Here is a 25,527-nt window from a genome sequence, read left to right on the forward strand (position 1 = left end):
ATTAATTATTTTTGCTTTTTAGATAATCCTGATACTTCTTCCAATCATTCAAAAATCTTTCAAGACCTATATCCGTCATGGGATGTTTGAACATTTTCTCAAGCACTTCAAAGGGCATAGTAACAACATCTGCTCCAATCAAACCTGCTTCTAAAACATGCTGAGGATGTCTAACACTAGCCACGATAATTTTAGTTTCATATCCGTAATTGCTGAAGATAACTTCAATTTCTTCTACTATATCCATTCCAGTGTTTCCTATGTCATCCATTCTACCGATGAAAGGACTCACGTATGTAGCTCCTGCCTTGGCTGCAAGAAGAGCTTGTAAAGGGCTAAAAACTAAAGTCGCGTTGGTCTTTATACCTTCTTTGGATAAAGTTTTTATCGCTTTTATTCCATCGGGAATCAAAGGTATTTTAACAACCACAAATTCACTTAAATTTGCTATTTCTCTGGCTTCTTTTACCATTCCTTCGTAATCTGTGGATACCACTTCGGCACTTACTGGCCCTTCTACAGTTTCACAAATTTCCTTGATTCTTTCTTCAAATACTGCATTCTCTTTTGAAACCAACGTTGGATTCGTTGTCACACCGTCAACTATTCCCCAAGCTACACCTTTTCTAATTTCCTCTATATTTGCGGTGTCTAAAAAGATCTCCATTTCTAAATTCCCTCCCTACTATGATTTTTGTCATAACAATTATAGCATAATCAAGTCTTCAATTTCCTTAAGATTATTTTATCCCCATTTTTAACGAATAAACCTTCTTTTTGCATCTGCGAAAATGCCCTCGATAAAGAAGGCCTTGTTACACCGAATAAGTTGGCTAACTCTTCTAAAGTTAGAGGTATAGTTAACTCGTTGGATTTATTTTGCTGATTGTAAAGGTTTAAAAGATACATTGTGATTTTTTCTCTTATTGTATGAAAAGCGTTTACCCGTAATTTTGCAGTTACGAACTGAAACTTTTCGCCTATATCTTCAAGAAATGAAAGTAAAAGAACATTGTTACTTTGAAATAATCTTATTAAATCTTCTTTTTCAATATAAAGTATAGCAACATCTTTAACCGCTAAAACATCGACAGGTAGGAAATTATCTTTTGAAAATAACAAGGCAGAAGCTAAAATATCCGGAGATTTCATCCTTTCTACTTCTAAAATTTTCCCATTAAAATCAACCATTTCTGTGATAACTTCTCCTTCGATTAAGATCATTAATTTTTCAACTTTTTCCCCAGAAGTATAGATAAGGGAACCTTTTGAAAATTTTTTAATTGAATAGCGAACATTACCAAAAATTTTCATCAATTCAGCTTTTGAAAAATTTTTAAATATCTTTAATTTACCTATCTTATCAATGTAGCTATCCATGATTCAATCACCTCAAAATTTAAAAAACAAAGTGCGTAACATTTGTTACTGACAAAATTACTCCGATTTAATTATACTTAAAATGAAAGGAAATTCAAAGTTTCTTCAATAAAGAAAGGTTTCAGTGGTAAAAAAATAAAATTTCAGATAGGAGGAAAGAAAAGATGGAGATGTTTTGTTATCAATGTCAGGAAACCTTAAGAAATGAGGCTTGTGTTGCTCAAGGTGTATGTGGAAAAAGTCCGGAAACTGCAAACTTGCAGGATCTATTGATTTACGTACTAAAAGGGATTTCCTATTGGGCTAATAAAGCAAGGGAATTGAACGTAGAAGATGAAAGTGTTGACCTTTTTGTTGCAGAAGGCTTGTTTGTAACAATAACGAATGTTAACTTTGATGAAGGAAGAATAGTTGAATACATTGATGAAGCAGTAGATAAAAGAAGAATCATAGAAAATAAATTCAAAGAAGTTTATGAAAAAAAATACAACGAAAAATTTCAGGAAAAAGTACCTGATGCCGCAGTATGGAATCCGAAAGATAACAATGAAGACGAATACTTAAATAAAGCCGTTGAAGTAGGTGTTTTATCGGAATCAGACGAGGATATAAGATCGCTTAAGAATTTTCTTGTAATTGGTTTAAAGGGAGTGGCTGCCTACACCGATCATGCCTATATCTTAAAACACTCCAACGACGATATACTTGCATTCATAGAAAAGGCTTTGGCAGAAACCTTACGTGAAGATATCACCGTTGATGAATTAATGAATTTAGTGCTGAAAATAGGCGAATATGGGGTAAACGCCATGGCTTTACTAGATGAGGCAAATACTTCTACCTTTGGAAATCCTGAAATAACCCAAGTTTACACAGGAACATACGAAACACCCGCTATTCTTGTCAGTGGCCATGATCTTTTAGATCTGTATGAAATTTTAGAACAAACTAAAGGTAAAGGAATCAAAGTATATACACATGGAGAAATGCTACCAGCAAACGCCTATCCAGGATTAAAAAAGTACGAACATTTAGCAGGAAATTTTGGAGGTTCTTGGTGGAAACAACAACAAGAGTTTGAAGATTTTGGTGGAGCTGTAGTAATGACAACGAATTGTATTCAAAAGCCAAGAAATTCCTACAAAGACAGAATTTTCACAACCGGACTTGTGGGATGGCCAGATGTTCAACATATACCAAATAGAAAAAAGGACGGTCAAAAGGATTTTACTCCCGTAATACAAAAAGCACTCGAAATTGGCCCCATCAAAAAAAGAGAGGGAAAAGCTATAACTATTGGATTTGCTCATGAACAGACAGCTCAAGTTGCTGATAAAATTGTCGAGGCAGTAAAATCTGGTAAAATAACCAAATTTTACGTCATGGGTGGTTGTGATGGAAGAAACAAAGATCGTGAATACTATACTAATTTTGCCAAAGATCTCCCAAAAAGTGCCGTTATTTTAACCGCAGGTTGTGCCAAGTACAGGTACAATATGCTAGATTTGGGGGATATTGATGGAATACCAAGGGTTATAGATGCAGGGCAATGTAATGATTCTTATTCTTTAGTTTTAACGGCCTTAAAATTGAAAGAAGCATTCGATTTAAAGGATATAAACGAGCTACCCATTGAATACAACATAGCTTGGTACGAGCAGAAAGCTGTAACTGTTTTGTTATCATTGTTGTATATGGGAGTGAAGGGAATAAGATTAGGTCCAACACTACCTGCCTTTCTATCACCAAACGTTTTGGAGACGGTCGCAAAAACTTTTGATATAAAAACTATATAAATAATTTTATACGTATAAAAGGCGTCCAATCTTTGGCGCCTTTCTTTTTTTTTTAGTGGTTACAATTATAATTACTGATACAAATACAAGTTCCAAGAGGAATAAATATGATATAATATGAAAGGAAGGATTGCTAACTTTTTATAGGAGGGATAGAAGTGAATTTAAGTAATGCTCAATACTTAGAGATTTTAAACCATTCTCTTTCATCGGGGGGAGAGTATTCAGAAATCTTCTATGAAGATTTTTATGGTACCTCGATTGTTTACGATAACGGTAAAATTGAAAAAATAAATTTTTCAAGTACAAAAGGTGCAAGTATAAGGGTTGTATCAGCTGAAGAAACGATTTTTGCTCATACTAACGATCCCACATACGAGAATCTTATGAGTCTTGCTGAGACTTTGAGAAAGAACGCAAGCGAAAGATTTGGCTCTAATGATATCGTAAAGGTTGAAGAATTGAAAGAGGCAGAAAAGAGGGATTTTGCACCATTTGAAATACCTTTCGACAATGTACCTGTAGAACAAAAAGTAGAAAAGGTTCTTAAAGGTGTAGAATTACTTAAGAATGCCGATAAACGCATCAAACAGATCACCGTTTCCTATGCAGATAGTAGTAGAAAGGTAAAAATAGTGAATTCAGAAGGGAAAATAGTTGAGGATATTAGAAATTATCCACGTTATGCTGCTATAATATTTGCACAGGACGAAGAAGGGAATTTGTTCAGAGGTTATTCCTCCGATGGAGCAAACATGGGATTTGAATTTTTTACAGATGAGATGATAGAAAAAGTAGCAAAAGACGCCGTCAGACAAGTAGTTTCACAAATAGAAGGAGTGGATGCTCCTGCAGGCGAATTCACGGTTGTTTTGTCTTCTGAAGCTGGAGGAACCATGATACATGAAGCATGTGGGCACGGTATGGAAGCAGACTTGGTACTTTCCGGTTCTGTGTACAGAGAAAAAGTTGGAAAGAAAATCGCTTCGGAAAAAATTACCGTTGTAGACGATGGAACAGATAAAAACAAAAGAGGGACCCTTAATTATGATGACGAGGGAACTCCTACCCAGAGGACCGTTTTAATTGAAAAAGGCGTGTTAAAAGGATACATGCACTCGAAAATAACTGCCAAAAAATTTGGTGTTGAACCCACAGGTAACGGTAGAAGGGAATCTTATATGGTGCTACCCATCGTTAGGATGAGAAACACGATGATCTTACCAGGAGAAGATGATCCACAAGATATAATTAAATCTGTAAAATACGGTATATTTGTTAGAAAGATGGGTGGAGGACAAGTTGATGTAATAAGTGGTGATTTTCAGTTTGGAGTTGATGAAGGTTATATTATAGAAAATGGTGAAATAAAGCAATCGATCCGTGGAGCGAGCTTAGTTGGCAACGGATTAAAAGTCTTAGAAAGCATAGATATGGTTGGTAATGATTTGGGATATGGTGTTGGAACCTGTGGTAAAGACGGTCAAGGGGCTCCAGTTTCCGATGCCCAGCCTACCATAAGAATACCGAAGTTAATTGTTGGTGGAATAGTAAAAGGGGGTAACAATTAATGACTAATATAAAATCAATTATAGAAAAATCCATGAAAGAGATAAAAAGTAAAGGGCTTAAAGGACAGATAAATGTGATTTCCACTGAAAGTAAGAATGCCTCTTTCAGTAATGGAAAGTTAGAACAGTTAACCGAAGGAGAAAAGGGAGCAGCAGGTATCAAAGTTATTTCTCCCGATGGAAGAACAGCCACATCGTCATCTAATATTTTAACAGAAGAAGGAATAATGCAAGCTGTTGAAAAAGCAATTGAAATGACTAAATATACAGAAAAAGACGAAGCAAACGACATATCAAATGACGAACAGTTTACATACATAGATTGGGCTTTCGATGCAGACACAAAGGATATGAATTTAGACGAGGTTATGAAATTAGCTCAAGAACTAGAAAAAAAGGCTAAGAGTGAAGATGAAAGGATAAAATTTGTTCGTGGTGCTGAGTATGAAGTTGCATTAACCAGGATTCATTTTGGCAATACGAATGGTCTTTACAAAAACGCTTTGTTTACAAACGCTGCCAGTTCGATTAGTTTAGCAGCAATTGAAGGAGAAGATTCCTCATTTGGTTTTGATTATCAATTATCTCAAAGCTACAGGCTTATAGACATAGACCGCATAGTGAAAAATTCTGTAGAAATGGCGGTATCAGGTTTAAAATCAGAGGTTTTAAGTTCTGGTAGATACGATATTGTCATGAGTCCTTTCGCTTCTAGTATGTTCCTAGGGACATTGATAACTCCTTTGTCGGGAGAAAATGTTTACAAGGGTAAATCTTTTTTGAAAGATGAATTAGGTGAGAAAGTAGCCAATTCAACGGTTACCCTCATACATGATCCTATGAATGGTTCTGCACCAATCATAGCCTCCTTTGACAATGAAGGAACCAATACCTCAAGATTCAACGTTATAGAAAATGGTGTCCTAAAAGGGTTCTTACATAATATATATTCTGCAAAAAAGTTGGGTGCAAAACCAACCGGCAACAGTTTTGCATCGGTGGAATCTCCAAATCCTTCCATTGGAACGATAAACCTTCATTTTATCGCTAACAAGACGAGAAAAGATATTTTGAATGTTCCAAAAGCTCTTTATGTCACCAACATAATGGGTATGCATACCGCCGATCCGGTTTCTGGAAGATTCTCTGTGCAAATAAGTGGAAGATTAATTGAAAACGGAGAGTTTGTAAGAAGTTTTAGAGGGATGACCTTAGCTGGAACGCTGGAAGAGTTGTTGAATAATTTAGAATATATAGGTTCTGATTTCAAGTATTTAGGTCCAGTAGCCGGTTCTACTATGTTGATAAGGGATTTAAGCGTGGGCGGTAAATAGAAGAAGAAGTCTAAAAAAGGAGTATAAGGCGTTTAATCGCTTTTAAAAGCGTTTAAACGCCTTTTTTTCGTCTTAATTGGGAATTATCTAGTTTGAGAAAGAAGGTATAATGTTGTAAGATATAATTGATAATGAAAAAAATTTCACACATTGTAGCAAATACACTGCAAGGAGGTTTTTAAATTGTACAAAGTAGGTATTTGGGGTTTTGGAGCAATGGGGAGTGGTATAGCAAAAAATATATTAAGTAAGAAAAATCTAAAATTAGTTGGTGTTCACGATTTCAGGGAAGAATATATCGAAAAAGATGTTGGAGAGTTGTTGGGTTTAGGAAAAATTGGAATAAAAGTTTACCCTGATCCTATAACAATGGTTAAGCAAACGGATCCAGATCTTGTTGTAATCGCTACTAACTCTTTTATCTCAGTGGTGAAGGATCAGATTATTTCTATATTAAAAGAAAACAAAAACGTAATTACCATTGCTGAAGAAATGGCCTTTCCTTTTTCAAAAGATCCAAAAGCTGCAAATGAAATTGACACCGTTGCGAAGGATCATAATGTATCGGTTTTAGGGACTGGCGTAAATCCAGGGTTTGTCCTTGATACACTAATTATAACGTTGACAGGAATATGTTTGAATGTGCAGAGAATTAAGGCTGCCAGAATTAATGATCTTTCGCCTTTTGGACCAACGGTTATGGAAACACAAGGTGTTGGAACAACACCAGAAGAGTTTAAACAAGGAATAAAAAGCGGAAAGATAGTAGGTCATATAGGGTTTGAACAGTCAATACACATGATAGCCAAGGCTTTGGGATGGGAAATTGATCGCATCGAACAAAAAAGAGAACCTATTATTTCTAATGTCATGAGGGAAACAAAGTATGTTAAGGTTCAACCAGGGATGGTAGCAGGGTGTAATCATACCGCAAAGGCATTTTACAAAAATGAACTGTTGATAGAACTTGAGCATCCTCAGCAGGTACTTCCCCATTTAGAAAACGTTCAAACAGGAGATTATATAACAATTCAGGGGGATCCTGATATTTCAATGGGTATAAATCCTGAAATACCAGGTGGCAAAGGTACCATTGCCATAGCTACCAATATGATTCCCTCTGTAGTTGAAGCTCGGCCTGGTCTGTTAACCATGGTGGATTTGCCAATACCAAGGGCTTTACTTGCAGAGGTTCACTGAAGGAGGTCAGATTTATGAAGATAAAAAAGGGTGACTGGGTTCAAATTCATTACATTGTTTTAAATCCTGAAGAAAGGGCTTCACATTTGCCGGAAGACACCAAAAAAGTACCTTTTGAAGTTAGAATAAAAGGTTTTTTGGAAGATGAAAAGGCTGAAATAGGCGATATCGTCACCATTAAAACCCCTATTGGAAGAATAGTTAAAGGAAAATTGGAAAAAGTTAATCCTAAATACGAGCATAACTTTGGGGAACCTATTCCCGAATTGTTAAAAATTAATAAAGATGATTTGTTGGCAGGTGAAAGAAATGGATAAATCTTACAAAGCGGTGATGGAAAGACAGGTAGAGATCATCAAAAAATCTGTAGGACTTGATTACAATAAATATGAAATAGAAGGAATCGCCTTTGATTATGAAAAGATGATGAATGAATCGGGTTTTTCAATCGAAGAAGTTGTAAGAATCCAAAAAGAAACAGGTGTTGGAAACACTCCCCTTGTTGAACTAAAAAATATAAACAAATTGATTAAAAAATTGTCTGATAAAGGGAAAGGTGCAAGGATCTTCGTTAAGGATGAACAAACTAACCCATCCGGTTCTTTCAAAGATAGAAGGGCTTCTATAAGTGTATATATGGCAAAAAAATTAGGGTATGAAGGCGTTATAGCAGCTACAAGTGGTAATTATGGTGCCGCTGTAGCTTCTCAAGCAGCTAAAAGAGGTTTAAAATCTATTATAATTCAAGAATGTTTCGATTCTCGAGGTGTTGGTCAACCTGAGATCTTAGAAAAAGAAAGGTCGTGTGCAGCTTATGGAAGTGAAGTTGTTCAAGTAAGTGTAGGACCAGAATTATTTTATTATACCCTTCTTCTTCTTGAAGAAACAGGATTTTTTAATGCATCGCTTTACTCACCTTACGGCATTACCGGAATAGAAACGTTGGGGGTGGAGATAGCTAATCAAACCAAAGAATTGACAGGGAAATTCCCAGATCTTGTTGTAAGTACCCATGCAGGAGGAGGTTTGACCACTGGAACTGCAAGAGGATTAAAAAAAGCTGGGGCAGATTCAACCAAGATTGTTGGGGCAAGCGTTGATTTAAGAGGCTTGCATATGGCTTCTGATAAAGATTTCAATAGAAAATCTTTTACTACAGGACACACAGGATTTGGGATCCCGTTTGCGGTCTTTCCTGACAGATCCGATGTTCCAAGGAATGCGGCAAGGGTGTTGAGGTATATGGACAGATATGTTCTTGTAACTCAAGGAGAAGTATTCTATATGACTGAATTACTCGCAAAACTCGAAGGGCTACAAAGAGGACCTGCTGGTAATACCTCGCTGGTGGCAGCTTTTGCTTTGGCAAGGGAAATGAATGAGGATGAAATAATAGTTGTAAACGAAACAGAATACACAGGAGCAGGGAAGTTACCAAGTGCCCAACTCACTTTTGCCAAAGAAAATGGGATTCAAGTAATATCAGGCGATCCAATAAAAGATGATAAACCAGGGGAAAGAATCGTGATACCTGAAGATCCTTCACAAATAGGCTACATTGAAATTCCAATGTCTCAATTGAAAGAATCGTATGTAAACCAGCTTATAAAAAGACTTGGAAAAACTGATTTCACTCAAAAAGAAATTCAATTCATATCAGAGGAAATAAGGGAAGATGAAGATTCGGTAATAAACTTGATTAAAAAGGCAAAGGAGGAGTCTTTGTGAAAGAAAGAGCCGATGACTTTCAGGAAAGGTCAAAGAAACTTCAAAACTTGACTGATGAGGAATTAGACAATTATTTTTGGAATTTAGTTGGAAAGGTAGTAGATCCCTTAGTAAATTTGGCAGAAACACATACCTCTCCTTCTATAGAAAGATCTGTCTTGCTGAGAATGGGGTTTAATTCCCTTCAGGCAAAGGCGTTGGTTGATAAGATTGTACAAGAAAATTTATTATCAAAAGGAGCAGGGAATGTGGTCTACAAAATCGCAAAACAAAAAAATATAGGAATAATGGAAGCGGGAGAGGCACTATTAAACGGTCGTTTTTGGGATGATGTTGAGAATATCTTTAGAGGTGGTGATACAAGTGAAACTTCAACCAAATGAAAAGATCAACATAGAAGAGATTTTAAACGATTTGGAACATTACACACCAAGAAGAAAAGGATGGACTTGGAGAAAAAAATTACCTGAAGGAACCAAAAAAAGCGATTTTAATTACTATGAGATAAGTGAGGATTTGAAAAACTCGATTCCTCTTCCTGCGGCCCATTACTTTGATAACCTAGACCCACAACCAGACACGGTGATAACATCGGAAATCGCTTCAGGAAGATTTGAGGAAGATGTTAGAAGAATGCGCATGGCTGCCTGGCACGGAGCAGATCATATTATGGTCATAAGAACACTTGGGCAAAGCCATATAGACGGTCTTATGGAAGGGACCCCTGAAGGTATTGGTGGGATACCGATAACGAGAAAACAGTTGAGGGCAACTAGAAAAGCGCTTGATCTAATTGAAGACGAAGTAGGTAGACCCATAAACTTTCACAGTTATGTTTCAGGTGTAGCAGGCCCTGAAATAGCTGTAATGTTTGCCGAAGAGGGGGTTAATGGAGCTCACCAAGATCCACAGTACAATATTTTGTACAGAGGTATCAATCCTATAAGATCTTTTGTGGATGCCGCTGTTGCAAAAAAAGTGATGGCTTGGGCGAATATACTCCAAATAGATGGTGCCCATAACGCTAACGCATCTGCTAAAAAAGCTAGAAACGTGATGCCGGAGCTTTTGGTCCAACATGCTATAAACTCGCTATTTTCATTAAAAGTAGGCATGAAAAAAGAAAATATCGCTTTATCAACCGTTCCCCCTGTAGTTTCCCCTTCTCCTGAGTTCAGAATCAACTTGGTCTATGCCGTTACATTGAGAGAACTGTTTAAAGGCTACAAGTTCAGAGCTCAAATGAACACAAGGTACATCGAATCTGATTTATTCGATGCCACAAGGATTCACGTTTTAAATACCCTCATTTCTCGGTTAACCTCTGCAGACATTCAATCAACTATTACTCCCGACGAAGGTAGAAATGTTCCATGGCACGTTAATTCTATTAGAGGTGTCGAAACGGCTAAACATACATTGATATCAGCGGATAATATTAAACAATACCTCAAAATCGATGAAGAACAAGTTAGAAAAGAAGTAAGAGAATTGAAGATGAGAGCTATATTGATGCTCGAAGAAATCATAGAAATGGGAGGATATTTTGAAGCATTGGAAAATGGCATGTTCGTAGATAACGGGTACTATCCTGAAAGAGCAGGAGACGGAATAGTCAGAAAAAAGAACGGAGAAATTGCGGCAGGCTCTGTTGTACCAAGGGATAAAGATTATATGGCACCCGTTTGTGAACATTTTGGGTACAACGCCTTACCTGAAGGATTAGATAAACCTTGTGATTTAATCGGTGGTTGTACCTTACATAATAGAGAAAAGATTCAATTTATTGACGAGTTAGATGAGAGTGATAATGTCGAAAAAAGATTGCAAGAAATAAAAGAATACAAAGAAAATAATCTTATAAAACCAGAAGTTGAATGGAGTTATGATGGTTGGATACAATTGGACATGACCATCCCTGAATCTGAAGAATACGCCAAAGCAGCGGCGGTTGAAATATGTAAAAAAATGGGACTCGAAGATATTCATGTTATTCATTCTGCCATTTTACATCCATCAGAAGGAACGTATCTCGAATTGAAGGCAAAGGTACCTTTCTTTGTTAAAAAGGATGAATTAGAGCTTCCCCAAAAGAACGAAGTGATGAGTGATGACGAGCTTTTTGAATTTTTTGGTAAACACAAGGTCAAAGTAGTAGCCGGAACGATAGGTAATGATGAGCACAACATTGGTATCAGAGAAATTCTGGATATAAAACATGGAGGTATAGAAAAATATGGAATAAGCTACGTTTACCTTGGTACTTCTGTGCCCCCAGAAAAAATCATAGATAGTGCGATAGAAGTTGGAGCCCAGGCGGTTTTAGCTTCTATGATTATTACTCATAACGAAGTTCATGTGGAAAATATGAAAAAATTACATGAAATTGCTGTAGAAAAAGGAGTTAGAGATAAATTATTACTTATCGTTGGAGGAACTCAGATAACCAATGATTTAGCGATCAATAATTACATGGACGCTGGCTTTGGAAGAGGTACCAAAGGGAATCACGTTGCCACATTTTTGGCTAAGAAACTAAAAGAAAGAGAGCAAAACGAATAATTTTTAATTAATTTATTCTTGCTTTAAATTTTTTTTTAGTGTAAAATTGAGATAGTGAAACCCTAATTCTTCCAAAGGGAGGAAAACTTGATGTCTTTTGAAATAGATACAAGGGTTTTAAAAAATGCTGTTCAATTAACCAGTAATGCTGTTTCAAGAAAAACAGCTAACCCTATTTTGAAAGGAATAAAATTGGCTGTAGAAGACGATGAGTTACACATTTATGCTACAGATTTGCAGACCGGTTTTCACAAATGGCTGAAGGTTAAAGATAGTGATGAAAACTTTTCTACAGTGGTGGAACAGACGATATTCTTGGAAATTCTATCGAATCTCACTTCTGACACAATTACGATCACTTTGGATGGAGTCTTGAAGATTTCAGGTGGCAATTCTGTATTTCGATTACCTACCATGGACCCTGATGAATTTCCTTCTCTTGCTTTCGAGGTTACAGGGAATTCAATTTTGTTAGATAGAACAATTATTACTAATATGATCGATAAGGTTGTTTTTTGTGCTTTAAAAGATTCTTCTTCCCTTTCGCGCAATTTAAATGCCGTTTACTGGGATTTTAGACAAGGTGGCTTTTTGAACTTAGTCGCAACCGATTCATATAGATTAGCCCTTTCTGAAAGTAAGTTGGAAGATGATAATATTCTTTCACCATTCCTTTTATCCCTAAAAAGTATGGATGAATTAAAAACGATACTTTCTTCCGCAAAAACGGAGAAGGTAAGAGTGGTCCAAAGTGGTTCTCAAATTCTCTTTGATTTTGAAGAAGATAATAACCAGCTGATTTATAACGTTATAGATGCTGAATTTCCTAATTATTTGAGTATAATTCCCGAGAGTTTTATCACAAAGATCAAGGCTAAGACCTCAGAATTTTTGGCTATTATGAAAAGGATGTCTATAACAGCCGGAAGTGAGGAATATACTTTATTAAATATTGAAGATGGAAGAATACAGTTTTATGCGAGTTCTCCGGATGTTGGTGAAGCAAAAGAAGAGATTGATGTCGAACAAGAGGGTAAAAATATTGAGATTGCTTATTCCCCAAGATATTTCAGGGAAGCGTTAGAAAGAATAGAGACAGTGGAATTTGAATTTGATATATCCGATGAGGAAAAACCTACCATTTTAAAACCTTTGGAAGACAACAGTTACATGTTCATAATAATGCCAAAAAGGAAAAGTTGAAACATGTTAAAAATTGGGTTTGGTTACGATGTTCATCCTTTTGCTGAAAATAGAAGATTAATATTGGGTGGAGTTGTAATTAATCATCCAAAAGGTTATGGATTATTGGGCCATTCGGATGGAGACGTTTTTTTTCATGCATTAATTGATAGTTTATTAGGGATGTGCGGTTTGGGGTCAATAGGGGAGTACTTTCCTGAAAGTAAAGAGTTTGAAAATATTAGTAGCTCAATCCTATTAGAAAAGACTATAGATTTGATTAATAAAAGATATATTGTTAAGATAAATAATATAGATGTGGTGATCATATCTAAGAGTGTAAATATCAGTTCAATAACAGGTCAAATCAAAAATAATACCTCGTGTATCTTAAATTTAGAAGTAAGTCGAATAAACTTAAAAGGGAAAAGTGGTAATGGTCTGGGGGTTGGAGGAAATGACCAAGGTATAGAAGTTTATTGTACCATTTTAGGTGAGATAGATGAAATATAAACCTGTTCATCGGTTCGATATGTCTCCTAAAGATATGATAAAAGTGCAAAAACAATTAGCTAAAGAGGTAAAATTAATCCATTTTTCGGATGAACCAAACTTAGTAAGCGGTGTTGATCTTTCCTTTCCAAAAGACGAAGGATTAGCTGTAATTGTAACAATGGATTTTAAAAAATTATCGGTGATCGATGTAACATATGCCGTGGATAAGATTACCTTACCATATATACCTGGCCTTCTTGCTTTTAGAGAGCTTCCTATCTTTTTAAAGGCTTGGGAAAAACTTGAAATTGAACCTGATATAGTTTTTTTTGATGGTCAAGGCTATGCCCATCCTAGAAGGATGGGCATAGCTACACATGCGTCTTTTTTTATTGAAAAGCCTACTATAGGAATTGCTAAATCTAAGTTAATTGGTGAATACGAAGAACCCGGAAAGAAAAAAGGTGAATTCACATTTCTGTACCATAAAGATGAGAAAATAGGAATAGTGTTGAGAACAAGAGACAATGTGAAACCTGTATTTGTATCTCCTGGCAACTTGGTTGATTTCAATAACGCTTTAGATTTCACTTATCATTTCGCCACAAAGTATAAAATTCCAGAGATAACTCGAAAGGCACACTTATACACTCAAAGTTTAAAGCAGAGGTGACGTTGTTGACCGAAAAGAACACGCGAAATTTTATATACATCTCAATGATTCTATTTTCGATGGTCATGAATACTCTTGCTCCTCTTATGACTTCCATTCAAGAAAGATTTTCTGTTTCGATAACTATTTCTTCTTCATTACCGTTTATAAGTACCTTTGGTACCATGATATCCAACTTTATAGGCAGCTTTTTTATCGCCCAGATAGGTTATAAAAGTTTTTTGACCGGTGCTTTTATAATTGAAATTTTAGGTTTGGTTTTATTCGTAACCGCAATTAATTTTCCTATGATTGTATTATCAGCTTTTTTATTGGGGGTAGCGACTGGGGCAACTTTTATGACTTTAACTTCCGCTTTTTCACACCTTGATAGAAAAATCCAAAATTTTGGATTTTTAAATGCGAGTTTTGGAATTGGGGGAATAATAGCACCCCTTTTGGTTAGCTTATTTTTAGTTATGAAATTAGATTTTAGATTTGTGTATTTTATACACTTAATCTTAATTTCGTTACTTTTCATTTTTGTTTTAATTTATAAGCCCATTCAAAACATAAAGTATGAAGCGATTAAATTTAAAGAAGCCACCGGTATAATTAGAAAAAGATTTGTTTATTTATCATTGTTGATATTTTTATTCTATTCCGGAAGTGAAATTGGCATAATAACATGGAGCGGAAACCTTTTCCATGATGTTTTTAACTATTCTAAAGAATTTTCATCTGTAATTATAAGTTTATTTTGGGTAGTTTTTACCTTTGGTAGAGCTATTACCGAATTCTTAAACAGAAAATTAACGGAATTGGGAACCATTTTGTACTTCTCTATTTCTCTTATAATAAGTCTTGCATTTTTGCTAATATTTCAGCACTTTATTTTCTTTCTTTTCGTTGGTTTTAGTTTATCTGCCATTTTTCCAAGCATTCAAAAATACACCAATCAAAATCTCCCAAAGAGAATCTTAGGGATGTACAACGGGTTGGCTTTTGGTTCTACTGGGATTGGGGCTATGATAATTGCAACTTCCATGGGAGTAATTGGTGATATTAATTTTAATATCTCATATACCATTCCCTTTTTAACTTTTACTATCATCATTTTTATCACACAAAAATTGGGTAAGGAAAAGTTAGAAAGTGATAAGTGAAATTAAGTAATGTACAAAAAGGGGGAAAAATGAAATATTCTAAGATAAAAACTGGTTGCATAGACGGGTTTAAAGTAGAAAATATCTTAGTAGAAATCGACGTAAACTCCCGTTCTACCCAACAGACATTCAAAATAGTAGGCATGCCCTCCACATCAGTTTTAGAAAGTGAGAAACGAGTTACAAGTGCCATTAGAAATACTGGGTTTACAATTCCTAACGGATCGATAGTTGCGAATCTTTCACCCACCTCTATGAGAAAAGACGGCTCACATTTTGATTTACCAATTGCCGTTTCCTTGTTGGAGGCGTCAGGTCAGATAAAAGAATTAAGTGAAGATTACTATATATTTGGTGAACTTGGTTTGAATGGAGAAGTTAGACCAGTTTCTGGGATATCTCTTTTCTTGATGTATATAAAAGAAAGAAATCAACAAGCAAAATTCATAATTCCACGGGGAAATCAGGGGGAAAGTAAATTTGTAGAAAAGAACGAGGTTATCGTTATAGATAGCTTGAAAGATATCGAAAATATATCGTTAGGTATTTTGGATGATTACTCTCCAAAGTATGAGGATATTGTACAACCATCTTACAACTTAGATTTTCGTGAAATCAAAGGTCAAATATTTGCCAAAAGGGGAATAGAGATAGCAGCCAGTGGATTTCACAATGTCTTAATGAGAGGATCTCCCGGTTCAGGAAAAACAATGATAGCTAAAAGGGTTCCAACAATATTACCAGATATGACGAGGGAAGAAATCATCGAATCTACGATGATTTATTCAGTTGCTGGATATATGAACACGATAATTGATAAAAGGCCCTTCAGATCACCTCACCACACAGCCTCGACAGCCTCAATAATAGGGGGAGGAGCCGTTCCGAAACCTGGTGAAATAAGCTTGGCTCACAATGGTGTGTTATTCATGGATGAGTTCCCCGAGTACCGTACGGATGTAATAGAATCTCTAAGACAGCCTTTAGAAGACGGAGAAGTGACGGTAACAAGAGCAAAATCCGTTGCTAATTTTCCTGCAAGGTTCATGCTTATAGCATCTCAAAATCCTTGTCCATGTGGATATTATGGAGATAAGGAGATAGAATGTACGTGTAGTTTGAACCAGATCTTAAATTACAACAGAAAAATATCAGGACCCATATTGGACAGAATAGATATTAGAATAGATACACCAAGGGTAAAAATAGATGAACTCATGTCCAAAGAAGACGGAGAAAGCTCCGAAAAGATTAAAGAAAGAGTTTCAAAAGCTTCCCAAATACAGATAAAAAGGCAAAATAAATTGAATGGAAAACTTAGCAATAAAGAGCTGAAGAAATTTGCTGTTCTTAGTGAAAAAGCGGAAGACTTTCTAAAACAAGCAGCTATCAATTTAAAATTAACCGCTAGATCGGTAAACAGGGTAGTAAGAATTTCACGAACTATAGCTGACACTTTTGATTCAAAAAATGTGGAAATAAGTCATGTTTCGGAAGCCCTGAATTACAGAGGGAGAAAAATCATATGAGAAAAATATCTTCTTTTTTTCTGTTACTTTTATTGGTATTAAGTGCAGTTTATGCTAATTCACAAGAGTTAATAACAATACCAGATATAGAAAACCTAGAAAAAGTAAAAGTTTCTTCTATATTGGATGGAGACACAATTAACACTTACCAATACGCTGAAAGTATCAGGTTGATAGGGATAGACGCACCAGAGATCAAAGCTGGTAGTAAGCCTATTAGCGAGTATGGCTATAAGTCGTATCAATTTGTGAAAGATAGACTAATAAATGTTGCAAACAGAAACGTATATTTAGAGTTTGATGAGGATAAGTTTGACAATTATGGCAGAGTTTTGGCGTATGTTTATTATGAGGATGAAGAAGGTAACTTAATATTATTAAACGAGGAATTATTAAAAAATGGATTAGCCCGACCGTTGTTTTACGAAGATACTTCAAAAAAGCAAGAAATATTTGTTAAAGCTTATATCCAAGCATATGAAGATAGAAAAGGGATCTTTGAAAAATACGATGATGAAAGCATAGTAGTGGAATCTGATGCCTTAACCCAAAAGGATTTAGGTAGAATGAGGTGGGTGAAGGTCAAAGTAAAGGATGTTATAAAAGAAGGCGGAAATTACTATAAAATTATCTCTGAAGGCGAAGATTTTTACTATGGAATAAGAAAACAGGAATTTGATGCCTTTTTTGATGGTTACGATATCTATGATTTAGTTGGGGAAGAAGTTATGTTCTGGGGAGAAATATGGTTTGATCAGCGAACTGGGCAATACGAAATACTGGGAAGGGCTCCTTTTGAGATAAAAAGATTTGTGAATGGGGTGCAGGGAGAAGAGGGAGTTTAGTTTAAAGTTTATTTTAAAGATCGTATAACAGAATAAGAGGGGGATAAACAGTATGGGTAAATATTTTAAAAAAGTAGTAGGAGAAAAATGCTTTTTGTCACCAGTTAATCCTGACGATTTTGAAAAATACACGGAATGGTTAAATGACCCAGAAATATCAGAAAACATGATGGTAGAGGATAATATTATTTCTTTGCTTAAAGAAAAAGACATTTTAGAAAAAATGGCTAAAGGCAACGATGTTTTTTTTGCCATAGTGGATTTAGAAACAGAAGAGCTGATAGGTAATTGTGGGTTGCATGACATTAATAGAATTAATCAATCGGCTGTCCTTGGAATTTTTATTGGGAATAGAGAATATCTGTCTAAAGGATATGGTACCCAAGCCATTAAGTTGCTTTTGAATTATGGATTCAACGTTTTAAATTTAAATAATATCATGTTGGAAGTTTTTGAATACAACAAAAGGGCCATAAGATCTTACCAAAAAGCTGGATTTAAAGAAATAGGTAGGCGAAGGCAAGCAAAGTTTTTTAAAAACAATAGATACGATATAATATTTATGGACATTTTGAGAGAAGAATTTCTTGAAATAAAAGATGGGAAAGGAGCAATAGGGTGAAAGATTTAGACAATATCGAAAAATTCACCACTGGTGAAGAAGTAGCTAATGCCGTTATACACGGTATAGGAGCATTGTTGAGTATAGCTGCTCTGGTGTTATTGGTAGTTTTTTCAGCGATTAACGGACAACCTTGGAGTATTTTCAGTTCGGTTATATATGGTTCATCGTTGATTATTCTTTATTTATCTTCAACACTATATCACAGCTTTCAACGTAAAAAAATCAAAGATCTCTTTGAAATATTCGATCATTCTGCAATTTATATTTTAATAGCCGGTACTTACACACCTTTTGCACTAATTACGTTGAGTGGAAGGCTAGGTTGGATTATATTTTCTGTGGTATGGGTTTTGGCAGCTATAGGCATTATTTTTAAAATATTTTTCGTTAAAAGGTTTAGGATCCTTTCAACAATTTTATACATAGCCATGGGATGGTTGGTTGTGTTTGCTATGGAACCTTTAGTTACAAACTTGGATTTCTGGGGAGTCTTTTGGTTGGTTATAGGAGGCATTCTTTACACACTCGGGACCATATTTTACGTGTGGAGAAAAATCCCATATCATCATGCTTTATGGCATTTGATAGTACTTGCAGGAAGTATATGCCACTTTTTCTCAGTGTTTTTTTATGTTATATGAGTCTCAGGAGTTTAAAACTCCAAGTGCCAGAGCTGCCAATTTCGATTGATCGTTGTCGGCTCTTGATACTAATACTATGGGAGCCTTTGCTCCCACTACAATCCCTGCCACGTTTCCTCCTGAAAAATATACAGCAGATTTTCCTAACAAGTTCCCCGAATGGATATCTGGAACAATTAAAATATCTGCTTTACCTGCAACCTCACTGTTTATATTTTTAATCTTGGCAGCTTGTTCGTTTATAGCGTTATCAAGGGCAAGAGGACCATCGACAATGCACCCTTTTATTTGGCCTCTTTTGTTCATTTGGGTCAATATCGCGGCATCTACTGTCTCGGGCATATCGGGATTAACTACTTCGACCGCCGCTAATAAAGCTACCTTGGGAGTTTTTATTTCAAGGTTTTTGGCTACTTCAAGGGCGTTGTATATAATTTGAACCTTTTGCATTAAATCTGGGTGGATTATCATTCCACCATCGCTTATCAAAAGTAATCTATCCAAATAAGGTGTTTCTACTACCGCAACATGAGAAAGCAAATTTCCTGTTTTTAATCCCCAATCGTTGTTTAAAACAGCTTTTAGCAACTCAGAAGTTTTTATCTTACCCTTCATGAGCAGATCAGCAGCCCCACTTGAAACGAGACGAACACCTTTTTCTGCTGCTTCCTGTGGAGTTTCTGCCTCTATAATGTCAAATTCCTTTCCAACAATTTCCAAATTTTTTTTAATTTCTTCTTTATTTCCAACCAAGACAGGGTTTGCAAACCCTTCTTCACTTGCTTTTGATAAAGCCTTCAAAGCTTCAATATCTTCAGCACAGACAAGAACGACGTTCTTTGTTGGTTTGGACTTTGCTCTATTCAACAATTCTTCAAAGTTTTTCATGAAAGAGTCCTCCTTTGTTGACTATACTAAGCATTTCTCTGAGAAGCTTCTTCAATTACAGGTTTTTTCCAGTTCCCAAAAATTAGAAATCCTAAAGCTAATATAGCCGCAGAAAAATTGCTTATTATCATTGCTATGAAAACACCTATGTAACCGTGAGTTTGGGCTAAGAAAAAAACCAAGGGTACCCTTATTCCCCACAATCTTACCATATCTATAATGGTTGACTGAATCGTATGCCCTGTACCCCTTAAAGTACCAAGAAAAACAGAAACTAACGAGAAGAACGGAAGTGAGAAAGAAACATATCTAAAAAATTCCTCTCCAACTTTAATTACTTCGGGGTCATTTATGAAAAATTTCGTTATATTGTGACCAAATAAAAACATAACCATTGAAGCACTACCAACGATCAGTAAAGTTGCCAAAGAAGCTTTTCTAACTGTTTCCTCAGCCCTTTCAGGTTGGTTTGCACCTACATATTGACCTGTCATAGTAGCCGTTGCCAAAGATATTCCCATAGCGAACATAATTATTAAATTGTTCATTCTATTTCCGATTCCGTATCCGCTAATAACAATAGGCCCAAATTGTGCAATAACTCCCATAATTATAGCAAATCCTATAGCTGTAAAAGATTCGCCAATAGAAGAAGGTAAGCCAACCGATAACACTTTTTTTATAAGTTTTGGATCAGGGACAAAATCTTTGGCGTGTAATTTAAAACCCTCTCTACCTTTGAACAATACAAATAAAAATACAACAGATATTATAACTTGAGATAACATAGTTGCTAGCGCTGCACCAAATACGCCTAAATTGAATTGGAAAATGAAAAGAGGGTCAAGGGCCACATTCAACAAGATTGATATACCGTTGTATTTCAGGGCTATAAATGAATTTCCCCATCCCCTAAATATACCCGCTACCGTTTGCATTAAAAAAATGAAAGGTAAGCTAAATGCCATTATTTTTAGATACGTATTACTAAGTTCGAATATGTTTTTATCCAATTGTAAAAGAGATAATAATTGCTTGCTAAAGATCAAAACTATTGCCATAATGGATAAAGCCACGAAAGTCATTACCAAAATAGTTTGAGCTGCCGATTTTTCAGCTCTTCTTTGATCGCCGTATCCTGTATATTGGGCTATCAAAGAGGTTCCAGCGTAGGAAAATCCTGTGGCAAAAGATATAAAAACAAAGATCAGCGGCCAAACTACAGTAGGAACAGATAATTCCAAAGGACCTAACTTTCCCAAAAAATAAGCATCAGTTATATTATATATCGCTTGCATCATATTTGTCAAAATAATTGGCCAGGCTAAGGTAAATAAAGCTTTCCATATGGATGTTTTTAAAACATCAACTTTTCCTGTATCTTTGATTTTCATTCGTTATCACCTTTAATGTAAAAATTAATTCGCTATCCTTATTAATATTTTATCAAATTATTTGAGATTTGGGTTAAGAATAAAGGTATATATTTTAAGCTTAGTAGTTAGATACTATTAAAAAACAAAGAAATAAAAAAGCGTCCATAAAAAAGGACGCCCAAAATGAAGATAAAGTTTTTATCTTTGAATACTAACTAATCTTAGACCAATTCTTCTTCTTGTTTTATCAATGTTTATTATTTCCACTTCTACGATATCGTTTATTTGCACAATATCCGTAGGATGAGCTACAAATCTTTCAGCAAGGTTTGACTTATGAATCAAGCCGTTTTCTTTTATTCCCAAATCTACAAAGGCACCAAAATCAGTAATGTTAGTTATTTTACCTGATAATCTCATACTTTCTTTTAGATCTTCAAATTTTAGAATATCATCCATAAGTTGAGGTTGAGGCATTTCATCCCTTGGATCTCTGCCGGGCTTTTGAAGTTCTTTAAGTATATCGATCAATGTATATTCCCCTATTTCCAATTCTTCGGATATTGATTTTAGATTTTCTTTTTCGTTTAAAAGTTGAGAAACCTTTAATTTTAATGGGTCCAATTTTTCTTTGATTTTTAAATCATCCAACCTGTAGCCATGTATATTTATTAATTTTTCCGCTGCTTCATAACTTTCTGGATGTATTCCCGTTATTTCTAGCGGGTTTTCCCCATCTATTATTCTCAAAAATCCTGCACTTTGTTCAAAAGCTTTTTCTCCAAAGCCTTTTACGTTTAAGAGATCGGCTCTTTTATTGAATGAACCGTTCTTTTGACGGTATTGGACAATTTTCTTTGCCAGGCTACTGGTTATTCCTGAAACGTATTCTAATAAAGAATATGAGGCTGTGTTTAAATTAACACCAACGAGGTTAACCACGCTTTCCACAGTTGCGTCGAGTTTTTCTTTCAACTTTTTTTGGTTGACATCGTGTTGATACTGTCCAACACCTATAGATTTTGGGTCAATTTTTACGAATTCTGCAAGAGGATCCTGTATTCTTCTTCCTAAACTTATAGCTCCTCGGACAGTTACATCGTATTCTGGGAACTCTTCTTTTGCCAACTTAGAAGCGGAATAAACAGAAGCTCCAGATTCATCGACGAATATGTACTTAAGATTCAACTTATTTTTCTTTATTAAGTCAACGACGAATTGTTGAGTTTCTCGTGAGGCGGTTCCGTTACCTATCGCTATTAGATTTACATTATACTTTTGAATTAAACCCATCATAATTTTCTCTGAGTTTTCTATATCGTTTTGTGGAGGAACGGGGAATATCGTATCGTTAGCGAGAAAATTTCCCATTTCATCCAATGCCACAACTTTACATCCCGTTCTGAAACCAGGATCAATTGCTAAGACCCTTTTGTTTTTTAAAGGGGGCGTTAGTAATAATTGCCTGAGATTTTTGGCAAAGAGAACTATCGCCCCTTCTTCTGCTTTTTCTGTTAGATTTTGTCTTATTTCTCTTTCTATTGATGGGTTTAACATATTTGTGAATCCATAGATCAAACCTTTGGATATAATTTTATCGCAGATCTCATTTCCTGTTTTGTATCTAGATTTTTCTTTTTCAAGCCACTCATCATCAATAATTAGTTTTACATTTAAAACTTTTTCTTTTTCTCCCCTGTTTAAAGCTAAAACTCTGTAATTTGGGATTTTTGAAATTTCTTGTGTGAATTCGTGATACATATCGTACTTAGTGGCTTCTTCGACAAACTCTTTCTTCTTTTCAGAGTGAATCTTACCAAATTTTTCGTAATGCTTTCTTAGACTTTCCCGATTTTCTTTGTCATGGGCAAAGGTTTGACCTATTATGTAGGAAATTCCTTCTGTCACTTTATCTATATTATCGTATTCTTCAGATACAAATTCTTCTAATTCATCTAAAGATTTGATATTACCTAATAACACTTTGTTTGCTGCAGGTTCAAGACCAGCTTCTATAGCTTTGTCGGCATTGGTTTTCTTTCTTTTTTTGTAAGGAAGATACAGATCTTCCAATTCAGTCATCTTTTTAGTGTTGATGATCTTTTCTTTTAGCGCATCTGTTAATTTACCTTGATCTTCAATGCTTTTTAAGACAGTTTTTTTGTAGCCTTCTAAGTTTTGATAATATTTAAATAACTCTTCTATTCGCCTAATCTTTTCTTCGTCTAAATTACCTGTTCTTTCTTTTCGATACCTGCTGATAAAAGGTACGGTGTTTCCCTCATTTAGTAATTCTACAGTGTTTTCAGTTTGAAATAGTTTTATGTTTAAATCCTCTGTTATTGTTTTGATTATATCCAATACTTTTACCTCCATAAAACAATGTATTTTACTGGTTTTAGAAAATCTAAATTTTCTCTAATTCACGATAGAAAATTTGTAAATTGTTGTAGAAGAGTACACTTCTGAGGGCCTTAAAATTGTGGAAGGAAAGTTTTTCTGATTTGGAGAGTTTGGAAAATGCTGTGTTTCCAAAGCTATTCCAGAATATTTTCCGTAGTGTTTTCCTTCTTTTCCGTATGTGTCAACAAAATTACCTGTATATACTTGAATCCCAGGCTCGGTTGTGTATATCTTCATCACTCTTCCACTTGTGGGTTCAACCAACCTTACAGCTAAGGATATTTTGCTATTTTCTTTGTTTAATACGAAATTATGATCTATTCCTTCTAACGGAGAATCTTTCAGATCTTTGAGCACCTCACCGAGAATTTTTGGGACTGTAAAATCAAAGGGTGTGTTTTTGACACTTTTTATTTCTCCGGTGGGGATTAACGTTTCTTCTACAGGTGTATAATGATTAGCAAAAAGTTCCAACTGGTGATCAAAAATATTTCCTCTACCTTCACCTGCTAAATTAAAATAACTGTGATTTGTCAAATTTATAATAGTAGTTTTATCAGTAGTTGCGGTATAAGAAATCTTTAATTCATTATCGTTGGTTAATGTGTAAGTAACGCTTACACGTAAGTTTCCTGGATAACCTTCTTCACCATCGTGGCTTAAACGTTTGAACCGAACAGAAGGTCCTTCGACAGTTGTAAAAGCTGTCGCTTGAAATATCTGTTTTTGAAACCCCTTTAATCCCCCATGAAGATGGTTTGAATTATTATTTTGAGCCAAGGTGTAATTTTTACCTTCAAGTGAGAATTGCCCGTTTTTTATTCTGTTTGCATGTCGCCCTATTGTAGCACCGAAAAAGGGATTCTGTGGAGTGGGTTTTTCATAATCTGAAACAGTATCGAATCCTAAAATTATGTCTTCCATTTCTCCCTTTTTGTCAGGTAAGTACAAAGAAACCAAAGTAGCACCGTAGTTTGTTACTTGTACCGTGATTCCATTCTCGTTTCTTAATGTGAACAAAGTTACTGGAATGCCTTCTGTTGTATATCCCCATTGATTTTTTTCAATATGTTCTAAAATTGACACTCGATATCCCCCTTTTATTTTTTCTAATATCCAATAATATTATATCATATAGGGAGATACCTTGTCAGAAAACCATCCTCTCTTTCTTATTTGTGTTTTTGAAAAGAAAAAAAGTTTATTGAAGTTAGCGGTAATTTTTAATTAAAAAACGCTTACGATTGGTCCTTATGACATTTTCTTATTTGAGGGGCGTGGTAGTATAATAAATATATATTCTTAAAAGAGGTGATTTTTGTGAAGTCTTACCCTCCAGAGTTAAAAGCTAACGTTGTTAAAGAGCATGTCGAAAAAGGTGTTTCTTGTTCTCAACTTAGTAAAACTTACAACATCCCTACCAGAAATATCTATAAGTGGGTTAAGAAGTTTAGAGATTCTGGTGAGAATTATTCTTGCTTTTTCAATGGCTCTTTTAACAAAAATTCCATCGTTTCTCGTGGTTCTAAGGTTCCTCCTGTGGTTTACGAGAATTCCGGTGTCGATTTGGATGAGATTTCTCGACTTTGTATGGAATACCCCGATCTCGCTCAGACTCTTCAAGCTTTGAAGAATTTGGTGATCGAAAAGGATATGGAGATCAGAGTTCTTAGAGAACAAGTTGAGTTTGTAAAAAAAAATTTGAATCAGAGAAAATGATGGAAAATAGACACGCTGATTTTAAATCTACACCCATTTTAGATATCCTATATATCAATAGGTTACATCGAGAGTACGGCGTTTCTCTTTCTTATCTTTTTGAAGAGTTCAACGTAAACTCCAGCACTTATCATTACAAAACGAGGTTCTTCTTGGATACCAGTTCTTTGTCAAAGAAAAAGCATTCTAATTCTAAAACTCGAGGTTTTTGCTATACTGTGAATGGCGATAAGGTTCCTGATGAATTTGTAATCGCTGAACTGATAAAAATCAAGGAACATCTCAATATGTATGTCTCAAAGCAAAAAACTATAGGTTCTACTAAGCTGTGTGCGTATTTTAGGAAAAATTATGGAATAATTATCAATCATAAAAAGATGAGACGTTTGAAACACGAAATCGGTTTGGTTGGAAAATATACAAAACATTGAAAAT

The 25,527-nt window shown here is 35.2% G+C and carries 24 protein-coding genes; 18 read left to right on the top strand and 6 right to left on the bottom strand.

What is annotated here, in order from left to right; translation table 11 throughout:
• Position 1: 1 nt before the first annotated feature.
• Together fsa and PMOB_RS05980 are read right to left on the bottom strand one after the other, a co-directional pair.
• A complete protein-coding gene (gene fsa, locus PMOB_RS05975; protein ID WP_012208980.1) occupies positions 2-667 on the bottom strand; it encodes a fructose-6-phosphate aldolase in 666 nt (221 codons plus the stop codon).
• A 50-nt stretch (positions 668-717) separates the two neighbouring features.
• Complete coding sequence (locus PMOB_RS05980) at positions 718-1,380, bottom strand: Crp/Fnr family transcriptional regulator (RefSeq protein ID WP_012208981.1); 663 nt, start codon at positions 1,378-1,380, stop codon at positions 718-720.
• A 164-nt stretch (positions 1,381-1,544) separates the two neighbouring features.
• On the opposite strand from PMOB_RS05980, the gene hcp reads away from it, so the two are divergent.
• The 16 genes from hcp (at position 1,545) to trhA (ending at position 18,706) form a co-directional block, all read left to right on the top strand.
• Positions 1,545-3,176: a hydroxylamine reductase gene (gene hcp, locus PMOB_RS05985; RefSeq protein WP_012208982.1), complete on the top strand. Its 1,632-nt coding sequence runs from the start codon at positions 1,545-1,547 to the stop codon at positions 3,174-3,176.
• A 158-nt stretch (positions 3,177-3,334) separates the two neighbouring features.
• On the top strand, positions 3,335-4,747 hold the full coding sequence (locus PMOB_RS05990; RefSeq protein ID WP_012208983.1) for a TldD/PmbA family protein: 1,413 nt from the start codon (positions 3,335-3,337) through the stop codon (positions 4,745-4,747).
• The gene (locus PMOB_RS05995; RefSeq protein ID WP_012208984.1) at positions 4,747-6,081 is read left to right on the top strand and encodes a TldD/PmbA family protein; all 1,335 of its coding nucleotides are present in this window, start codon (positions 4,747-4,749) and stop codon (positions 6,079-6,081) included. Before PMOB_RS05990 ends, PMOB_RS05995 begins: the two co-directional genes overlap by 1 nt.
• A gap of 183 nt (positions 6,082-6,264) precedes the next feature.
• Positions 6,265-7,281 carry a 2,4-diaminopentanoate dehydrogenase gene (gene ord / locus PMOB_RS06000; RefSeq protein ID WP_012208985.1) on the top strand — a complete coding sequence of 339 codons (1,017 nt, stop codon included), beginning with the start codon at positions 6,265-6,267 and terminating at the stop codon, positions 7,279-7,281.
• 14 nt (positions 7,282-7,295) lie between these two features.
• The gene (gene ortA / locus PMOB_RS06005; RefSeq protein WP_012208986.1) at positions 7,296-7,598 is read left to right on the top strand and encodes a 2-amino-4-oxopentanoate thiolase subunit OrtA; all 303 of its coding nucleotides are present in this window, start codon (positions 7,296-7,298) and stop codon (positions 7,596-7,598) included.
• On the top strand, positions 7,591-9,009 hold the full coding sequence (ortB, locus tag PMOB_RS06010; protein ID WP_012208987.1) for a 2-amino-4-oxopentanoate thiolase subunit OrtB: 1,419 nt from the start codon (positions 7,591-7,593) through the stop codon (positions 9,007-9,009). Before ortA ends, ortB begins: the two co-directional genes overlap by 8 nt.
• Positions 9,006-9,392: an ornithine aminomutase subunit alpha gene (locus PMOB_RS06015; protein ID WP_012208988.1), complete on the top strand. Its 387-nt coding sequence runs from the start codon at positions 9,006-9,008 to the stop codon at positions 9,390-9,392. Before ortB ends, PMOB_RS06015 begins: the two co-directional genes overlap by 4 nt.
• Complete coding sequence (gene oraE, locus PMOB_RS06020) at positions 9,373-11,571, top strand: D-ornithine 4,5-aminomutase subunit OraE (RefSeq protein WP_012208989.1); 2,199 nt, start codon at positions 9,373-9,375, stop codon at positions 11,569-11,571. Before PMOB_RS06015 ends, oraE begins: the two co-directional genes overlap by 20 nt.
• A gap of 90 nt (positions 11,572-11,661) precedes the next feature.
• Positions 11,662-12,774, top strand: a complete 1,113-nt coding sequence (gene dnaN, locus PMOB_RS06025) for a DNA polymerase III subunit beta (RefSeq protein WP_012208990.1) — start codon at positions 11,662-11,664, stop codon at positions 12,772-12,774.
• A 3-nt stretch (positions 12,775-12,777) separates the two neighbouring features.
• The gene (gene ispF / locus PMOB_RS06030; RefSeq protein WP_012208991.1) at positions 12,778-13,266 is read left to right on the top strand and encodes a 2-C-methyl-D-erythritol 2,4-cyclodiphosphate synthase; all 489 of its coding nucleotides are present in this window, start codon (positions 12,778-12,780) and stop codon (positions 13,264-13,266) included.
• Positions 13,256-13,921 (top strand): endonuclease V, encoded by a 666-nt coding sequence (gene nfi, locus PMOB_RS06035; protein ID WP_012208992.1) that lies wholly within the window; start codon positions 13,256-13,258, stop codon positions 13,919-13,921. Before ispF ends, nfi begins: the two co-directional genes overlap by 11 nt.
• Positions 13,922-13,926: 5 nt before the next feature.
• Positions 13,927-15,066 carry an MFS transporter gene (locus tag PMOB_RS06040; protein ID WP_012208993.1) on the top strand — a complete coding sequence of 380 codons (1,140 nt, stop codon included), beginning with the start codon at positions 13,927-13,929 and terminating at the stop codon, positions 15,064-15,066.
• 29 nt (positions 15,067-15,095) lie between these two features.
• Positions 15,096-16,595, top strand: coding sequence for a YifB family Mg chelatase-like AAA ATPase (locus PMOB_RS06045; protein ID WP_012208994.1), 1,500 nt, complete (start codon positions 15,096-15,098; stop codon positions 16,593-16,595).
• Positions 16,592-17,440, top strand: a complete 849-nt coding sequence (locus tag PMOB_RS06050) for a thermonuclease family protein (protein ID WP_012208995.1) — start codon at positions 16,592-16,594, stop codon at positions 17,438-17,440. The genes PMOB_RS06045 and PMOB_RS06050 overlap by 4 nt, the downstream gene beginning before the upstream one ends.
• 52 nt (positions 17,441-17,492) lie before the next feature.
• A complete protein-coding gene (locus PMOB_RS06055) occupies positions 17,493-18,062 on the top strand; it encodes a GNAT family N-acetyltransferase (RefSeq protein WP_012208996.1) in 570 nt (189 codons plus the stop codon).
• The gene (gene trhA, locus PMOB_RS06060; protein ID WP_012208997.1) at positions 18,059-18,706 is read left to right on the top strand and encodes a PAQR family membrane homeostasis protein TrhA; all 648 of its coding nucleotides are present in this window, start codon (positions 18,059-18,061) and stop codon (positions 18,704-18,706) included. Before PMOB_RS06055 ends, trhA begins: the two co-directional genes overlap by 4 nt.
• A gap of 3 nt (positions 18,707-18,709) precedes the next feature.
• Here trhA and PMOB_RS06065 read toward each other — a convergent pair whose 3' ends face one another.
• The 4 genes from PMOB_RS06065 to PMOB_RS06080 form a co-directional block, all read right to left on the bottom strand.
• Positions 18,710-19,594 carry a bifunctional enoyl-CoA hydratase/phosphate acetyltransferase gene (locus tag PMOB_RS06065; RefSeq protein ID WP_012208998.1) on the bottom strand — a complete coding sequence of 295 codons (885 nt, stop codon included), beginning with the start codon at positions 19,592-19,594 and terminating at the stop codon, positions 18,710-18,712.
• A 26-nt stretch (positions 19,595-19,620) separates the two neighbouring features.
• Positions 19,621-20,988 carry an MATE family efflux transporter gene (locus PMOB_RS06070; RefSeq protein ID WP_012208999.1) on the bottom strand — a complete coding sequence of 456 codons (1,368 nt, stop codon included), beginning with the start codon at positions 20,986-20,988 and terminating at the stop codon, positions 19,621-19,623.
• Positions 20,989-21,168: 180 nt separating this feature from the next.
• Positions 21,169-23,331 carry a Tex family protein gene (locus PMOB_RS06075; RefSeq protein ID WP_012209000.1) on the bottom strand — a complete coding sequence of 721 codons (2,163 nt, stop codon included), beginning with the start codon at positions 23,329-23,331 and terminating at the stop codon, positions 21,169-21,171.
• Between the two features lie 57 nt (positions 23,332-23,388).
• Complete coding sequence (locus PMOB_RS06080; protein WP_012209001.1) at positions 23,389-24,459, bottom strand: aldose epimerase family protein; 1,071 nt, start codon at positions 24,457-24,459, stop codon at positions 23,389-23,391.
• A 234-nt stretch (positions 24,460-24,693) separates the two neighbouring features.
• On the opposite strand from PMOB_RS06080, the gene PMOB_RS06085 reads away from it, so the two are divergent.
• Complete coding sequence (locus PMOB_RS06085; protein ID WP_012209002.1) at positions 24,694-25,092, top strand: transposase; 399 nt, start codon at positions 24,694-24,696, stop codon at positions 25,090-25,092.
• Entirely contained in the window at positions 25,089-25,523 is a 435-nt protein-coding gene (locus PMOB_RS10435; protein ID WP_081429255.1) for an IS3 family transposase, read from the top strand. Before PMOB_RS06085 ends, PMOB_RS10435 begins: the two co-directional genes overlap by 4 nt.
• Positions 25,524-25,527 lie beyond the last annotated feature (4 nt).

The organism is Petrotoga mobilis SJ95, assembly GCF_000018605.1.
GTDB lineage: Bacteria > Thermotogota > Thermotogae > Petrotogales > Petrotogaceae > Petrotoga > Petrotoga mobilis.

Coding starts and splice junctions, on each gene's coding strand:
- ortB (WP_012208987.1), top strand. CDS start 7,591: ATGGATAAATCTTACAAAGCGGTGATGGAAAGACAGGTAGAGATCATC.
- PMOB_RS06050 (WP_012208995.1), top strand. CDS start 16,592: ATGAGAAAAATATCTTCTTTTTTTCTGTTACTTTTATTGGTATTAAGT.
- dnaN (WP_012208990.1), top strand. CDS start 11,662: ATGTCTTTTGAAATAGATACAAGGGTTTTAAAAAATGCTGTTCAATTA.
- fsa (WP_012208980.1), bottom strand. CDS start 667: ATGGAGATCTTTTTAGACACCGCAAATATAGAGGAAATTAGAAAAGGT.
- PMOB_RS10435 (WP_081429255.1), top strand. CDS start 25,089: ATGATGGAAAATAGACACGCTGATTTTAAATCTACACCCATTTTAGAT.
- hcp (WP_012208982.1), top strand. CDS start 1,545: ATGGAGATGTTTTGTTATCAATGTCAGGAAACCTTAAGAAATGAGGCT.
- PMOB_RS06045 (WP_012208994.1), top strand. CDS start 15,096: ATGAAATATTCTAAGATAAAAACTGGTTGCATAGACGGGTTTAAAGTA.
- PMOB_RS05995 (WP_012208984.1), top strand. CDS start 4,747: ATGACTAATATAAAATCAATTATAGAAAAATCCATGAAAGAGATAAAA.
- nfi (WP_012208992.1), top strand. CDS start 13,256: ATGAAATATAAACCTGTTCATCGGTTCGATATGTCTCCTAAAGATATG.
- ortA (WP_012208986.1), top strand. CDS start 7,296: ATGAAGATAAAAAAGGGTGACTGGGTTCAAATTCATTACATTGTTTTA.
- PMOB_RS06070 (WP_012208999.1), bottom strand. CDS start 20,988: ATGAAAATCAAAGATACAGGAAAAGTTGATGTTTTAAAAACATCCATA.
- PMOB_RS06065 (WP_012208998.1), bottom strand. CDS start 19,594: ATGAAAAACTTTGAAGAATTGTTGAATAGAGCAAAGTCCAAACCAACA.
- PMOB_RS05980 (WP_012208981.1), bottom strand. CDS start 1,380: ATGGATAGCTACATTGATAAGATAGGTAAATTAAAGATATTTAAAAAT.
- PMOB_RS06055 (WP_012208996.1), top strand. CDS start 17,493: ATGGGTAAATATTTTAAAAAAGTAGTAGGAGAAAAATGCTTTTTGTCA.
- ispF (WP_012208991.1), top strand. CDS start 12,778: ATGTTAAAAATTGGGTTTGGTTACGATGTTCATCCTTTTGCTGAAAAT.